At 64.4% G+C, this 14,047-nt stretch carries 11 protein-coding genes; 7 read left to right on the top strand and 4 right to left on the bottom strand.

Going from position 1 to position 14,047, the window contains the following annotated elements; genetic code table 11:
- Positions 1 to 2 precede the first annotated feature (2 nt).
- Positions 3 to 968: an AEC family transporter gene (locus tag AC0CMF_RS14865; protein ID WP_374630724.1), complete on the bottom strand. Its 966-nt coding sequence runs from the start codon at positions 966 to 968 to the stop codon at positions 3 to 5.
- 236 nt (positions 969 to 1,204) lie between these two features.
- Here AC0CMF_RS14865 and AC0CMF_RS14860 point away from each other — a divergent pair, with 236 nt between their 5' ends.
- On the top strand, positions 1,205 to 2,350 hold the full coding sequence (locus AC0CMF_RS14860; protein ID WP_374630723.1) for a hybrid sensor histidine kinase/response regulator: 1,146 nt from the start codon (positions 1,205 to 1,207) through the stop codon (positions 2,348 to 2,350).
- Between the two features lie 272 nt (positions 2,351 to 2,622).
- Here the strand turns inward: AC0CMF_RS14860 and acnA are convergent, their stop codons facing one another.
- Positions 2,623 to 5,301: an aconitate hydratase AcnA gene (gene acnA / locus AC0CMF_RS14855; protein WP_374630721.1), complete on the bottom strand. Its 2,679-nt coding sequence runs from the start codon at positions 5,299 to 5,301 to the stop codon at positions 2,623 to 2,625.
- Positions 5,302 to 5,819: 518 nt separating this feature from the next.
- Between acnA and AC0CMF_RS14850 the strand changes: the two genes are divergently transcribed.
- The 6 genes from AC0CMF_RS14850 to AC0CMF_RS14825 all read left to right on the top strand — a co-directional run bounded on the left by AC0CMF_RS14850 (position 5,820) and on the right by AC0CMF_RS14825 (position 11,874).
- Complete coding sequence (locus tag AC0CMF_RS14850; RefSeq protein ID WP_123195452.1) at positions 5,820 to 8,612, top strand: bifunctional aconitate hydratase 2/2-methylisocitrate dehydratase; 2,793 nt, start codon at positions 5,820 to 5,822, stop codon at positions 8,610 to 8,612.
- A gap of 198 nt (positions 8,613 to 8,810) precedes the next feature.
- Positions 8,811 to 9,488 (top strand): heme ABC exporter ATP-binding protein CcmA, encoded by a 678-nt coding sequence (gene ccmA / locus AC0CMF_RS14845; RefSeq protein WP_122522689.1) that lies wholly within the window; start codon positions 8,811 to 8,813, stop codon positions 9,486 to 9,488.
- Positions 9,485 to 10,156 (top strand): heme exporter protein CcmB, encoded by a 672-nt coding sequence (ccmB, locus tag AC0CMF_RS14840; RefSeq protein WP_472482056.1) that lies wholly within the window; start codon positions 9,485 to 9,487, stop codon positions 10,154 to 10,156. Before ccmA ends, ccmB begins: the two co-directional genes overlap by 4 nt.
- A gap of 143 nt (positions 10,157 to 10,299) precedes the next feature.
- Positions 10,300 to 11,067 (top strand): heme ABC transporter permease, encoded by a 768-nt coding sequence (locus tag AC0CMF_RS14835; RefSeq protein WP_058898484.1) that lies wholly within the window; start codon positions 10,300 to 10,302, stop codon positions 11,065 to 11,067.
- Positions 11,068 to 11,074: 7 nt separating this feature from the next.
- Positions 11,075 to 11,260: a heme exporter protein CcmD gene (gene ccmD, locus AC0CMF_RS14830; protein ID WP_186393114.1), complete on the top strand. Its 186-nt coding sequence runs from the start codon at positions 11,075 to 11,077 to the stop codon at positions 11,258 to 11,260.
- The gene (locus AC0CMF_RS14825; protein WP_374630718.1) at positions 11,257 to 11,874 is read left to right on the top strand and encodes a DsbE family thiol:disulfide interchange protein; all 618 of its coding nucleotides are present in this window, start codon (positions 11,257 to 11,259) and stop codon (positions 11,872 to 11,874) included. Before ccmD ends, AC0CMF_RS14825 begins: the two co-directional genes overlap by 4 nt.
- Before the next feature lie 98 nt (positions 11,875 to 11,972).
- Here the strand turns inward: AC0CMF_RS14825 and AC0CMF_RS14820 are convergent, their stop codons facing one another.
- On the bottom strand, positions 11,973 to 12,947 hold the full coding sequence (locus AC0CMF_RS14820; protein WP_374630716.1) for a 2-hydroxyacid dehydrogenase: 975 nt from the start codon (positions 12,945 to 12,947) through the stop codon (positions 11,973 to 11,975).
- Between the two features lie 44 nt (positions 12,948 to 12,991).
- On the bottom strand, positions 12,992 to 14,032 hold the full coding sequence (locus AC0CMF_RS14815; RefSeq protein WP_374630714.1) for an L-idonate 5-dehydrogenase: 1,041 nt from the start codon (positions 14,030 to 14,032) through the stop codon (positions 12,992 to 12,994).
- Between the last annotated feature and the right edge of the window lie 15 nt (positions 14,033 to 14,047).

The raw sequence follows: 14,047 nt of genomic DNA, 5'->3' as shown, positions 1-14,047 counted from the left end.
AGTCAGATCAGTCCCAGCATGTCCAGCGCCAGCACCCACAGCCCGCAGGTGACAACGGCTGCGGCGGTGGTGAGGGTGATGGAATTGGCCGACATGGCGTGTCCCGTGCCGTAACGGGTGGCGAAGATGTAGACATTGACGCCGGTCGGGCAGGCGGCCGTCAGCGTCATGGCCGCTGTCCAGACCGGCGGCAGGGCGAAAACATAGGCACAGAGCACCAGCACGATGGCGGGCATCACCAGAACCTTCAGCACACTCAGGATGATGCCGGGGGCCAGATTGCCGCGGATGCCATAGAGCACCATGCTCATGCCCAGCGAGAACAGGGCGACGGGCAGGGCGGTGGAGGAGAGCCGGTTGATCACATCCGCCGGGATGCCCGTGAGCGGCAGGGAGAACACCCGCCACACCAGCGAGGCCAGGATGGCGATGACGATCGGGTTCGTCATCAGGCTGGCGAGGATCTTTTTCAGAAGTACCGGGAGTGACTGGGACCCGCCTGCGCCATCGGCGGCGGCCGCCCGCTCCATCAGTACGGCAATGACGATGGTCATCACCGGCAGATGCACGGAAATCAGCAGCACCAGCGGCAGCAGGCCATCCGGGCCCAGCACGGAAGACACGAGCGGAATGCCGACCATCACGGTGTTGGCAAAGGCGGCGGAAACGCCGGCAATCACGCCGGCGCGCGAATCACGGGCGAAAATCTTGCGCACGATCAGCGTGGCGATGGCCCAGGTGAGGGCAACGCCGCTGAAATAGGCGGCCCACAGCGCCCAGGGAAAGCCGTGATCCATCGAGACCGTTGCCAGCGTCTTGAAGATGAGCGAGGGGATCGCCACCACGAAGACGAACTGGCCGAGCCCTTCGCCCGCGGACTGGGACAGCAGGCCCGTGCGTGCTGCCAGATAGCCGAGCCCGACAAGCACGAAAACGGGGACAACGATGGTCAGGATCTGCTCGAACATGGTGGGTTCCAGAATGCATCCGGGACGGATTTCAGAGCGGCGCGCAGCAGAGGGCTGCGGACAAGGCAGGACGGCGGGTGCACGGCGCATGGACCAGCCCAGGGCACCGTGACACAATGGGATGATACAGCGCGATTCAGGCGGGCGGCGCAGCCGCATCACAAGCACAACTGTAGAAGAGGCACGGCTTGCCGGTCAACCGGAAGCCCTTGTGAAGCTGGCAGCAGGGGAACAGCATGACGGGTAAGGAGAAGGGCAGTCCGGAAAGCCAGCGGCTCGCCCTGATGGCCCATGACCTGCGCACGCCGCTCAATGCCATGCGGCTGACGGCGGAGCTGATCGGCATGGAGCCGCTGAGCCCCCTGCAGCAGGTACGCCTGGCAACGCTCATTGCTGCCATCGATGGCCTCGCAGACATGACCGCCGGAGTGCTGAACGAGGGCCGCGCGGCAGCCGGTCTTGCACCCTTGCCAAAGGCTGCGCAGGCCGAGCCGGAAGGTGCAGATGCCGGGCGGATGGTGCTGGAAATCGCCGGTCTGTTCGAGCCTCTAGCCAAGGCCAAAGGCCTGCCTCTTGCCGTCAGCGTGCCGGAGACGCCGCTTTTCTGTCCGCCGGAGCTGCAGCTGGCCCTGCGCCGTGCGGCAACCGTGCTCCTCGACAATGCCATCCGCTACACCCCGCGCGGGCAGGTGCGCGCGGTGCTGCGCGAGGAGGCGGGTACTCTTTTGCTCGAGATCACCGACACGGGGCCGGGGATCGGCGTGATGGAGCGCCGCCGTCTGTTCCGCCCTTTCACGCGCGGGACGGCCGGCCGTGCCGGGGATGGCAGCAGCTCGGGCCTTGGCCTTTGGGGGGCTGCGGAGGTGGTGAAGGCAGCTGGCGGGCGGCTGGATCTGGACGATGCGCCGGGCGGCGGCTGCCGTTTCTCCGTGCATCTGCCGCTGCCGGGCGGGAGCGGGGCTCCGGAGGGCGGCACTGCCCAGCCGGGGCCGCATGTGCTGATCGTCGATGACAACGAAACCAACCGGCGCCTGCTCGCGGCCTTGTTGGAATCCTTTGCCATGACCAGTGATGCGGCCGGCACCGGCCAGCAGGCCGTGAACATGGCGGCAGCAACCGCCTATGACGGTGTGCTGCTGGATCTGCACATGCCCGGCATGGACGGCATCGAAACCGCCGCCGCCCTGCGCCTCGGGCCGGATGGCACGCGTCTGCCGCTGATTGCCGTGACGGCCGCGCTGGAATCGGTGGGCGACCGCAAGCTGCGGCAGGCCGGGTTCGATGACGTGCTGCCCAAGCCCATCTCCCCCTCGCAGCTCTACCAGACCCTCAACCTCGCCCGCACCCGCCATAAGCTGCGGCTGGAGGAGAGGGCGGGGTAGGGGGGAGTGGTACCATTTCTCTCCTTCGTCATCCCGGCCAAGCGAAGCGCGAGCCGGGACCGGTGAGCCGGGGTGCAAGTTGGCTTGGCTGGCGGGTTGAGCCTTTCACCGCATAAGGTGTTCGCATCCAAGTTTGCGTTCGAACCGGTAGGCCTCGACTCACCGGTACCGGATCTCCGCTTCGCTGCGTCCGGTATGACGATGGAGGGGCGGCGCAAAGATAAGGGCCGCCCCATGCGGAGCGGCCCTTTCCGTTTTGCGTTTACACCAGATCAGCTGCGCACGAGGTTGCGCAGGACGTAGTGCAGGATGCCGCCGGCCTTGATGTATTCCAGCTCGTCCAGCGTATCGACACGGCACAGGCACTCGATGTTCTTCACCGTGCCGTCCTCGTAGGTCACTTCCACGTTCATCATCTGGCGCGGAGTGATGTCTGCGATGCCCTTGATCGTCACCCGCTCCTTGCCGGTGATGCCATGGGACTGCCAGCTCTCGCCCTCCTTGAAGGTCAGCGGAATGACGCCCATGCCGACAAGATTGGAGCGGTGGATGCGCTCGAAGGACTGGGCGATGACGGCGCGTACGCCGAGCAGCGTGGTGCCCTTGGCGGCCCAGTCACGGGACGAGCCGGTGCCATATTCCTTGCCCGCGAAGATCACCAGCGGGATGCCGGCTTCCTGATATTCCATGCAGGCGTCATAGATCCACTTCTGCTGGCCGTCCTTCATGGTGAAGCCGCCTTCGACGCCCGGAACCATCTGGTTCTTGATGCGGATGTTGGCGAAGGTGCCGCGCATCATCACCTGGTGATTGCCGCGCCGCGCGCCGTAGGAGTTGAAGTCGGTAACGGCAACCTGGTGCTCGGACAGATAGGTGCCCGCCGGGCTGCTGGCCTTGATGTTGCCGGCCGGAGAAATGTGGTCGGTGGTGATGGAATCGAGGAACAGGCCCATCACGGCGGCGCCCTCGATGTCCGTCAGGGGCTTGGGCTCCATGGTCATGCCCTCGAAATAGGGCGGATTGGCCACGTAGGTGGAGGAGACCGGCCACTTGTAGGTCATGCCGCCTTCCACCTTGATCGCCTGCCAGTGCTCGTCGCCCTTGAACACGTCCGAATAGCGCTTGCGGAACATGTCATCGTCGATCGAGGCGCGGATGATCTGGGTGATTTCTTCCGTCGAGGGCCAGATGTCCTTGAGGTAGACCGGCTTGCCGTCCTGATCCTCGCCCAGCGGGTCCGTGGCAACATTGACGTTCATGTTGCCCGCAATCGCATAGGCCACGACCAGCGGCGGCGAGGCCAGATAGTTGGCGCGCACATCCGGGTTGACGCGGCCCTCGAAGTTGCGGTTGCCCGAGAGCACGGCGCTGACGACGAGGTCATTGTCCGAGATCGCCTTCGACAGTTCCGGCGCCAGCGGCCCGGAGTTGCCGATGCAGGTGGTGCAGCCATAGCCGGCGAGGGTGAAGCCGAGGGCGTCGAGATCATCCTGAAGCCCGGCCTTGAGGAGGTAATCCGTCACCACCTGCGAGCCGGGTGCCAGCGAGGTCTTCACCCAGGGCTTGACCTTGAGACCCTTCCTGCGGGCGTTGCGGGCGACGAGGCCCGCGCCGATCAGCACGCTCGGGTTCGAGGTGTTGGTGCAGGAGGTGATGGCGGCGATGACCACATCGCCATGGCCAAGGTCATGGCTGCGGCCTTCGACGGGCACGCGGCGCGACAGCTCGTCCGCCTTCTTGAACTCGTCGGCCATGGTCTTGGCAAAGCCTGCGGCGACGGCATCGAGGTTGATGCGGTCCTGCGGGCGCTTGGGGCCGGAGAGAGCGGGCACGACGGTGGAGATGTCGAGTTCCAGCGTGTCGGTGAAGACCGGATCGGGGGAAGCTGCATCGCGGAACATGCCCTGTGCCTTCGAATAGGCCTCGACAAGAGCAACGCGCTGCGGATCGCGGCCGGTGGCCTTCAGATAGGCAAGGGTCTCGCGGTCGACGGGGAAGAAGCCGCAGGTTGCGCCATATTCGGGGGCCATGTTGGCGATGGTGGCGGCATCCTCAAGGCTGAGGTTGTCGAGGCCGGGGCCGTAGAATTCAACGAACTTGCCGACCACGCCCTTCTTGCGCAGCATCTCGGTGACGCGCAGCACAAGGTCGGTCGCGGTGATGCCGTCATTGAGCTTGCCGGTCAGCTTGAAGCCGATGACTTCCGGGATCAGCATGGAAATCGGCTGGCCGAGCATGGCCGCTTCCGCCTCGATGCCGCCAACGCCCCAGCCGAGGACCGCAAGGCCGTTGACCATGGTGGTGTGGGAATCGGTGCCCACCAGCGTGTCCGGATAGGCGATGGTTTCGCCGTTCTCTTCCCTGATCCAGACGGTCTGGGCCAGATATTCGAGGTTCACCTGATGGCAGATGCCGGTGCCGGGCGGCACGGCGCGGAAATTGTCGAAGGCCGACTGGCCCCAGCGCAGGAATTCATAGCGCTCGCCGTTGCGCTGGTATTCCAGCTCCACGTTCTTCGAGAATGCATCCTTTGTGCCGAAATAGTCGATCATCACCGAGTGGTCGATGACGAGATCCACCGGCACCAGCGGGTTGATCTTCTTCGGATCACCGCCCAGCTTCACCGCCGCATCGCGCATGGCGGCAAGATCGACCACGGCCGGAACGCCGGTGAAGTCCTGCATCAGCACGCGGGCCGGGCGGTAGGAGATTTCGTGTTCGGAGGTGCGGGTGACGAGCCACTGCGCCACCGCGCGGATGTCATCAGCGGTCACCGTGCGGTTGTCTTCAAAGCGCAGCAGGTTTTCCAGCACCACCTTCAGCGAATTCGGCAGGCGGGAGACGCCCTCAAGGCCGTTCTTCTCGGCGTCCGGAATGGAGAAATAGGTGTAGGTCTGGCCGTTGACTTCAAGGGTTTTCCTGGACTTGAAGCTGTCGAGGGATTGGGTCACGTCGAGCACTCTCCTCTCAAGACCGGGCGCGGCGGGGGGATGGTGCCTGCCCGGAGGATTAAAGATCTCTGGTCCCGGCCGTTGCCGGATCTGACTGGCCTCTTGCCGGGCCTCGCCTTTGGTGCCGCACAGTCCCCGCCGCTGCCCGCAGGCGGGCAGGCCGGAGGCCGCTGTATGCTGCCCCTATAGCCGGTTTTGGCTTTTGCGGCGAGTCATGCCCGCAGCATCTGCAACTGGAACCGGTCTCCCAGGTGTTGTTTCAACCGTTTGCACCGGCCTTCGGGGCGCCTCGCAGTGAAAGGCTTTGACATCAGATATTGGGTTTATTTTTCAAAGGGCAACAGGGGTCAAGGACAAAGGCCCGCATTCAGTTTATGGGTGATCGAAAGCGCTTGAATGACATTGCATACTATTGTATACCGCGCTGAAAAATAACACTCAGCCCGCTTGCCCCGGCCCGCCAGAAGTGACCGCGATCCGGAGGTTGGCACTGACCAACAAGGGATTCCGGGATCACCATGAGCCTTTACACCGACTATCTCGCCGAGATCGAAGCCCGCAAGGGTCAGGGCCTTCACCCCAAGCCGATCGAGGATGCCGCGCTCCTCGCCGAGGTGATTGCCAATATCAAGGACACGGGCAGCGCGCACCGCGCCGATTCGCTGCAGTTCTTCATCTACAACACCATTCCCGGCACGACGAGCGCTGCTGGCGAAAAGTCCCGGTTCCTGAAGGAAATCATCCTTGGAACCGAGGTGGTGCCGGAAATCTCCCGCGCTTTCGCCTTCGAGCTGCTGTCCCACATGAAGGGCGGCCCGTCCATCGCCGTGCTTCTGGATCTGGCGCTGGGCGAGGATGCCTCCATCGCCCGTGACGCTGCCGAAGTTCTGAAGACCCAGGTCTTCCTCTATGCCGCCGACACCGACCGTCTGAAGGCCGCCTTCGAGGCCGGCAATCCGGTCGCCAAGGACATTCTGGAGAGCTACGTCAAGGCCGAGTTCTTCACCAAGCTTCCCGAGGTCGAGGAAGAGATCAAGGTCGTCACCTATATCGCCGCGGAAGGTGATATCTCCACCGACCTGCTGTCGCCGGGCAATCAGGCGCATTCGCGCTCGGACCGCGAGCTGCACGGCAAGTGCATGATCTCCGAAGCCGCCCAGGCCGAGATCCGCGCCCTGCAGGCGCAGCATCCGGACAAGCGCGTCATGATGATCGCCGAAAAGGGCACGATGGGCGTCGGCTCCTCCCGCATGTCGGGCGTCAACAACGTGGCGCTGTGGACCGGCAAGCAGGCGAGCCCCTATGTTCCCTTCGTCAACATTGCCCCGATCGTGGCCGGCACCAACGGCATCTCGCCGATCTTCCTGACCACCGTCGACGTGACGGGCGGCATCGGCGTCGACCTGAAGAACTGGGTCAAGAAGCTGGATGACGAGGGCAAGCCGGTCATCGACAATGCCGGCAACCCGATTCTGGTGCAGAAGTACTCGGTCGACACCGGCACCGTGCTGAAGATCAACAGCAAGTCCAAGAAGCTCTACAGCGAAGACGGCAAGGAAGAGCTGGCCGATCTGTCCGCGTCCTTCCGTCCGCAGAAGATGGAATCCATGCGCGCCGGTGGCTCCTATGCCATCGTTTTCGGCAAGAAGCTGCAGACCTTTGCGGCCGAAACGCTGGGCGTTGAAGCACCGCTGGTGTTCTCTCCGGCCAAGGAAGTCTCCCATCCGGGCCAGGGCCTGACGGCGGTGGAGAAGATCTTCAACCGCAATGCGGTTGGCGTTGCGCCGGGCAAGGTGCTGCATGCCGGTTCCGACGTGCGCGTGCGCGTCAACATCGTCGGCTCGCAGGACACCACCGGCCTGATGACCGCGCAGGAACTGGAAGCGATGGCGGCCACCGTCATTTCGCCGCTGGTGGATGGCGCCTATCAGTCCGGCTGCCACACGGCTTCGGTCTGGGATCTGAAGGCACAGGCCAACATCCCGAAACTGATGAGCTTCATGCACAAGTTTGGCCTGATCACCGGCCGTGACCCGAAGGGCGTCTATCACTCCATGACGGACGTGATCCACAAGGTGCTGAACGACATCACCGTGGATGACTGGGACATCATCATCGGCGGCGACAGCCACACCCGCATGTCCAAGGGCGTTGCCTTCGGTGCTGACTCGGGCACCGTGGCGCTGGCTCTTGCCACCGGCGAAGCCACCATGCCGATCCCCGATTCCGTCAAGGTGACCTTCAAGGGCTCCATGAAGGATCACGTCGACTTCCGCGATGTGGTGCATGCCACCCAGGCCCAGATGCTGAGCCAGTTCGGCGACAACGTCTTCCAGGGCCGCGTCATCGAAGTGCATATCGGCACGCTGCTGGCCGACCAGGCCTTCACCTTCACCGACTGGACCGCAGAAATGAAGGCCAAGGCCTCCATCTGCATCTCCGATGACGAGACGCTGATCGGCTCGCTGGAACTGGCCAAGTCGCGCATCCAGGTGATGATCGACAAGGGCATGGACAATGACGCTCAGGTTCTGAAGGGCCTGATCGCCAAGGCCGACAAGCGCATCGCCGAAATCCGCTCCGGCGAAAAGCCGGCGCTGGCTCCGGACGAGAACGCCAAGTACTTCGCCGAAGTCGTTGTCGATCTCGACCAGATCGATGAGCCGATGATCGCCGACCCGGATGTCAACAACCCGGATGTGTCCAAGCGCTACACCCACGATGCCATCCGCCCCGTGTCCTATTACGGCGGCGAGAAGAAGGTCGATCTCGGCTTCGTTGGCTCGTGCATGGTGCACAAGGGCGACATCAAGATCGTCGCGCAGATGCTGAAGAACCTCGAAAAGGTGCATGGCACCGTCGAGTTCAAGGCTCCGCTGGTGGTGGCAGCCCCGACCTACAACATCATCGACGAGCTGAAGGCCGAAGGTGACTGGGAAGTGCTGCAGAAGTACTCCGGCTTCGAATTCGACGACAGCGCGCCGAAGAACAAGGCCCGTACCCAGTACGAAAACATCCTCTATCTGGAGCGTCCGGGCTGCAACCTCTGCATGGGCAACCAGGAAAAGGCCGAGAAGGGCGACACGGTTCTGGCCACCTCCACCCGCCTGTTCCAGGGCCGCGTGGTGGAAGACAGCACCGAGAAGAAGGGCGAATCCCTGCTCGCCTCCACCCCCGTGGTGGTGCTCGCCGCCGTTCTGGGCCGCACGCCCAACGTGGACGAGTACAAGCAGGCCGTGGAAGGGATTGACCTGACCAAGTTCTCCCCGCCGGTCGAAAAGCTGGCAACGGCGCGCTCGGTTCACTTCTGAGCCACCGGAGCCATCTGAGCCTCTGATGGCCTGACTTCCAGCGGCCGCCTGTCCGGTGAGGATCCTGATGGATCTGACCCGGACGGGCGGCCGTTGCATTGTGAGGGGCAGCTCTGCCTAGCACTACGCAGTTCTAGCTTCTTGCCATCGTCCGGGGGGCATCCTAACAAGGACCGGAATGAAGCGCGGAGCTGTCCCCTGAAACTGATTGCCGACAAACTTGCCGTGGACCGGGGCGGGCGCCGGGTGTTTGCCGGGTTGGGCTTTGAGCTTGAGGCGGGCCGGGCGCTGGTCATCACCGGGGCCAATGGTGTCGGCAAGTCGACGCTGCTGCGCACACTGGCGGGCCTTGTGCCGGTAAGCGAGGGCAAGCTGACGCTGGAAGGCGGTGCCAGCGAGCGCAGCCTGGCCGAACACGCGCATTATTTCGGCCATGAAAGCGCGGTGAAGCGCGCCTTGAGCGTGCTGGAAAACCTTGAGTTCTGGCGCAGCTTCATGGCCCCGGCCCGGCCGGAGGGCTTTGACGGCGAGGTGCTGGAGCCGCTGGATATTCTCGACCGGCTCGGCATCGGCCACACCGCGAACCTGCCCGCGGCCTATCTGTCGGCGGGCCAGACCCGGCGGCTGGCGCTGGCGCGGCTGTTCGTGACGCCGCGCCCCATCTGGCTGATGGATGAGCCGACCTCGGCCCTCGACAAGGCCTCCGAAGCGCAGCTTCTCGGTTTCATGAACGCGCATCTGGCCGCAGGCGGTCAGATCATCACCGCCACCCATTCCGAGCTTGCGCTGCATCCCGCCGATGCGCTGCATCTGGCTGCGCCAGAGCTGGGGCCGGAGCAGGGTGATGAGACCGCAGATGAGGGAGAAGAGGCATGAGCGGCTGGTTCCTTGCCCTCGTTGCCCGTGAATTCCGCCTGGCCATCCGGGTTAGCGGCGGGGCGCTGATCGGCGTGCTGTTCTTTCTGGCCGTGGTTACGGTCATTCCCTTTGGCGTCGGGCCCGATCTCAATCTCCTGTCCCGCATCGGCCCGGCGATCCTTTGGATCGGCGCGCTGCTGTCGGCGCTGCTGGGGCTCGACCGGCTGTTTCAGGCCGACCGGGATGACGGCTCGCTCGATCTGATGCTGATGGCCGGCCAGCCGCTGGAACTGGTGGTGCTGGGCAAGTGCCTTGCCCATTGGGTGGCGACCGGCCTGCCGCTGGTGGTGGCAGCGCCCGTGCTGGCCGTCTTCCTCAATCTCGGGCCGGTGGCCATGGGGGCGGTGACGCTGACGCTGCTGGCCGGGACGCCGGCTCTGACCCTGATCGGAGCCATTGGCGCTGCGCTGACCGTGTCGCTGCGCCGGGGCGGGCTGCTGCTCGCGGTGCTGGTGGTGCCGCTGACGATCCCGGTGCTGATCTTCGGCGTGAGCGCGGCGGACGCAGCCGTGAATGACCCGGTGCCCTTCATGACGCCGTTCCTCATCCTCTGCGCGCTGACGCTGTTCTCCGCCGTTCTCGGCCCTGTAGCAGCGGCGGCGGCGCTGCGCTTTGCGGCGGACTGAACCCGTCAGGGCATGACGCTTTCGTGATTGCGGTCAGATGGGGGCTTGACCCAGCGCAAGGCAATGCGAAAACCCTTGAGGCATAGAGAGCGGACCTGCGGCCTTGCATTGCAGCGGCGGGTGAGAGGGATTAGAACCATTCCATGGCACTTGTTGATCTGGCGAACCCGACCCGTTTCATGAGCCTTGCCCGGGCCATCCTGCCCTGGGCAACGGGCCTGTGTGTGCTGCTGTTTGCCATCGGGCTCTACATGACCTTCTTCGTGGCGCCGGAGGACTACCAGCAGGGCGACACGGTGCGGATCATGTATATCCACGTACCGGCCGCCTGGCTGTCGATGATGTGCTATTCGGTCATGGCCCTGTCTTCCCTCGGCACGCTGGTGTGGAAGCATCCGCTGGCCGATGTCTCGGCCAAGGCGGCAGCGCCACTGGGGGCTGCCTTCACTTTCATGGCGCTGATCACCGGCTCGCTCTGGGGCAAGCCCATGTGGGGCACCTATTGGGTGTGGGATGCGCGCCTGACCTCGGTTCTGGTGCTCTTCATCATGTATCTGGGTCTCATGGCCCTGTGGCGGACGATGGATGATCCGATCCGGGCGGGCAAGGCGGCGGCCGTGCTGACACTGGCCGGGGTCATCAACCTGCCCATCATCAAATTCTCCGTCGATTGGTGGAACACGTTGCACCAGCCGGCCAGCGTCATCCGCATGGACGGGCCGACGATCCATCCGGATCTGCTGTGGCCGCTGATGGTGATGGCGGCAGCCTTCACGCTGCTGTTCCTGGTGCTGCATGCCCATGCGATGATCAACGAAATCTTGCGGCGGCGGGTGCGGGCGCTGCGCATGCGGGCTGCCGCCGTGCGCCCGGCGGGCGCCAGCGCCGCAACCCCTGTCGCGGCGGAGTGAGGTGAGCATGGCTGCCTTCGACCTTGGCCCCCACGCGGGCTTCATCATTGCCTCCTTCGTCATTTGCCTTGGCGTTGTGCTCGGCCTCACCGGCTGGGTGTGGCTGGACCGGCGGCGGCTGAATGCGGATCTCAGGGCGCTGGAGGCGCAAGGGGTGCGCCGCCGCACGGCAGCAGGGACGCAGGGCCAATGAGCGCGCCGGACCAGTCTTCCACCGTCAAGCCGGATGCGGGCCCGCGCCGCCGCATTCCCGTTTTCGCACTGCTGCCGCTGGTGGTCTTCGCCGCGCTGGCGGTGCTGTTCCTGTTCCAGATGTTCTTCGGGCGCGATCCGTCCGAACTGCCTTCGGCCCTGCTCAACAAGCCGGCCCCCCGCATGGAACTTCCTGCGGTGGAAGGCCTGATGGACAAGGGCGTGCCCGTGCCCGGCATCGCGGCGGCTGATCTGGATGGCGGCGTGTCCGTGGTCAATGTCTTCGCCTCCTGGTGTGTGCCCTGCCGTCAGGAGCACCCGGTGCTGGAGGAAATGGCGAAGGATGGCCGTTTCCGGATGTACGGGATCAACTACAAGGACCAGCCCGAAAACGCCCGCCGCTTCCTCGGCGCGCTCGGCAACCCTTACGACAAGGTGGGCGCCGATGCCGGTGGCCGCGCGGCCATCGAATGGGGCGTCTATGGTGTGCCAGAGACCTATGTGATCGATGGCAAGGGCGTGATCCGCTACAAGTTCATCGGCCCGCTTTCGCCCGAAAGCTACGAGCGCGTGTTCCTGCCGCAGCTGGAACGGGTTCTGGCCGGCGGCAGCTGATTCCAGTGTTTTGATCACACCAACGCCGCCCGCTGCCGGTTAGCTGGGGCGGCGTTGGTGTGTCCGCGGCGGGGAACGCAGGTTCTGCTGCCTCTGTCTCACCGTATAGGGATGGTGTTTTCCAGCGGCTTGCCTGCGGTCAGCCGGTTGATGTTGTCTGCCATGGACACGCGGCGGCGGTTGACCGTGCCATGGGTCCAGCCGGACATGTGCGGCGTCATCACCACGTTAGCCAGCTCATGGAACGGATAGGCTGAGGGGTGTGGATTGGGCGTGCTGCCGTCCGGATAGACATACCATGTGTCGATGATGGCACCGCCGATTCGCCGTTCCGCGAGGGCGTCATAGAGAGCCTTTTCGTCAATGACCGGGCCGCGCCCGACGTTGACGATCACTCCCTCCGGCCGCATCGCGCCGATGACGGACGCATCGACCAGACCTGCCGTCTGCGGTGTGAAGGGCAGGGTGTTGACGATCACATCCGCCGCGCCTGCAAACTCAGCCAGTGCGGACAGGGGATAGTGGCGGCAGAACAGGTCTGTGTCCTGCGGTGTGGACCGGTTGGCGACGATGACCTCCATGCCGAAAGCCTTGGCGCGGGCGGCAATCGTCTTGCCGATGTGGCCGAAGCCGATCAGGCCGATGGTCTGATCGCCGAGCTCGGTGCGCAGCGCATCTGTCCCGCCGGAGCGGTAGGCCCAGTCCCCCTTGCGCAAACGCTGGTCCGCATCGGCCAGCGGCACATGGCGCAGCAGCAGGGCGGCCATCACATATTCCGCGATGGCCGCATCGTGACCGAAGCAATTGCACAGGGCCGCGCCTTCCGGAACCTGGCCCAGGTCGATGCCGTCATAGCCTGCGCCCGGCAGCTGATAGAGCTTCAGCCCGGCCGGAACGGGCATGTCCGCCGTCAGTTGCACACCGATGATCACATCGGCAGAGGCATAAGCCTGCCGGTCTGCCTCTGCCGCCAGAGAATCCGGCAGGTGGATGATCTCATGCGTTTCAGAGAGCAGGCTGGTAAAGCCCGGGACGAAACTGCAGGCATTCTGGCCGTGGAACACGATTTTCATGGGAAGGGTCCATTCTTGGCGGATGGGCAATGGCAAGGGGCTGGTCAGTTGTTGAAAGCCAGTTGCACTTTCATCGACTGACTGCGGTCGGAGGCCAGTCTGAAGGCGGCATCGGCCTCTCCGGCGGGAAGTGTTGCGGATATCAGCGGGGACAGATCGACCGCGCCGCTGGAGATGAGCTGCACGGCCCAGGCAAATTCCGCATCAAAGCGGAAGCTGCCCTTGAGGATGACTTCCTTGGCCACAACGAGGTTGAGCGGCAGCGGGATATCGCCGCCAAGACCCACGGCGATCAGGGTTCCGCCGGGACGGACAACCTCCAGCGCCGTGGCCAGCGCCCTGGCGCTGCCGGAACATTCGAACACCACATCGAACAGGCCCTTGCGTTCCGCAAAGGGGGTGAGAGCCTCCGGTGCTGCGGCAAGGTTCAAGGTCCGGCTGGCGCCAAGACTTGCGGCAATGGCGAGCGGGGTACCGGCAAGGTCCGTAGCCGTGATTTCTGCCGCCCCGGCATGCTTTGCGGCGGCAATCACCAGATTGCCGATCGGGCCGCAGCCGGAGACGAGCACGGATTTCCCGAGGAGCGATCCGGCGCCCGCGACCGCATGCAGGCAGACGGCAAACGGCTCGGCACAGGCGGCAAGGCCGGGGTCGAGCGCTGCCGGAACCTTGAAGACCTGCTCTACCGGCAGCGTCACTTCATCGCGAAAAAGCCCCTGCATATGCGGGAAGCGCATGGCGCTGCCGAAGAACCGCATGTCGAGGCACTGGTTGCGCTGATCCCTCAGGCAGAAGTGGCAATGCCCGCAAGGCATGCTCGGATTGACCGCCACCTGATCACCCGCCGCCACGCAGGTAATCCCGCTGCCTGTCTCCACGATGCGCCCGGCAACCTCGTGGCCGAGGATCATCGGTTCCTTCAGCCGGACCGTTCCGAACCCGGCATGGTGATAATAATGCAGGTCGGAGCCGCAGATGCCGCCCCGGGTGATCTGCACCCGAACTTCGCCCGTTCCAGGCCTTGCTGCGGCAGGCCGCTCCTCGATGCGAAGGTCATGGGGCTGATGAGCGACGATAGCGCGCATGATGGTTTTTCCTGG

It is taken from the genome of Pannonibacter sp. CBAS1226 (assembly GCF_055685825.1).
Note: the sequence above shows the minus strand (reverse complement) of the source record. Positions and strands in the feature narration are given on the sequence as shown.

What these genes read in the sequence shown, in the direction of transcription:
- AC0CMF_RS14865 (WP_374630724.1), bottom strand. Translation starts at nt 968, where the DNA reads ATGTTCGAGCAGATCCTGACCATCGTTGTCCCCGTTTTCGTGCTTGTC.
- AC0CMF_RS14860 (WP_374630723.1), top strand. Translation starts at nt 1,205, where the DNA reads ATGACGGGTAAGGAGAAGGGCAGTCCGGAAAGCCAGCGGCTCGCCCTG.
- AC0CMF_RS14850 (WP_123195452.1), top strand. Translation starts at nt 5,820, where the DNA reads ATGAGCCTTTACACCGACTATCTCGCCGAGATCGAAGCCCGCAAGGGT.
- ccmB (WP_472482056.1), top strand. Translation starts at nt 9,485, where the DNA reads ATGAGCGGCTGGTTCCTTGCCCTCGTTGCCCGTGAATTCCGCCTGGCC.
- AC0CMF_RS14835 (WP_058898484.1), top strand. Translation starts at nt 10,300, where the DNA reads ATGGCACTTGTTGATCTGGCGAACCCGACCCGTTTCATGAGCCTTGCC.
- ccmD (WP_186393114.1), top strand. Translation starts at nt 11,075, where the DNA reads ATGGCTGCCTTCGACCTTGGCCCCCACGCGGGCTTCATCATTGCCTCC.
- AC0CMF_RS14825 (WP_374630718.1), top strand. Translation starts at nt 11,257, where the DNA reads ATGAGCGCGCCGGACCAGTCTTCCACCGTCAAGCCGGATGCGGGCCCG.
- AC0CMF_RS14820 (WP_374630716.1), bottom strand. Translation starts at nt 12,947, where the DNA reads ATGAAAATCGTGTTCCACGGCCAGAATGCCTGCAGTTTCGTCCCGGGC.
- AC0CMF_RS14815 (WP_374630714.1), bottom strand. Translation starts at nt 14,032, where the DNA reads ATGCGCGCTATCGTCGCTCATCAGCCCCATGACCTTCGCATCGAGGAG.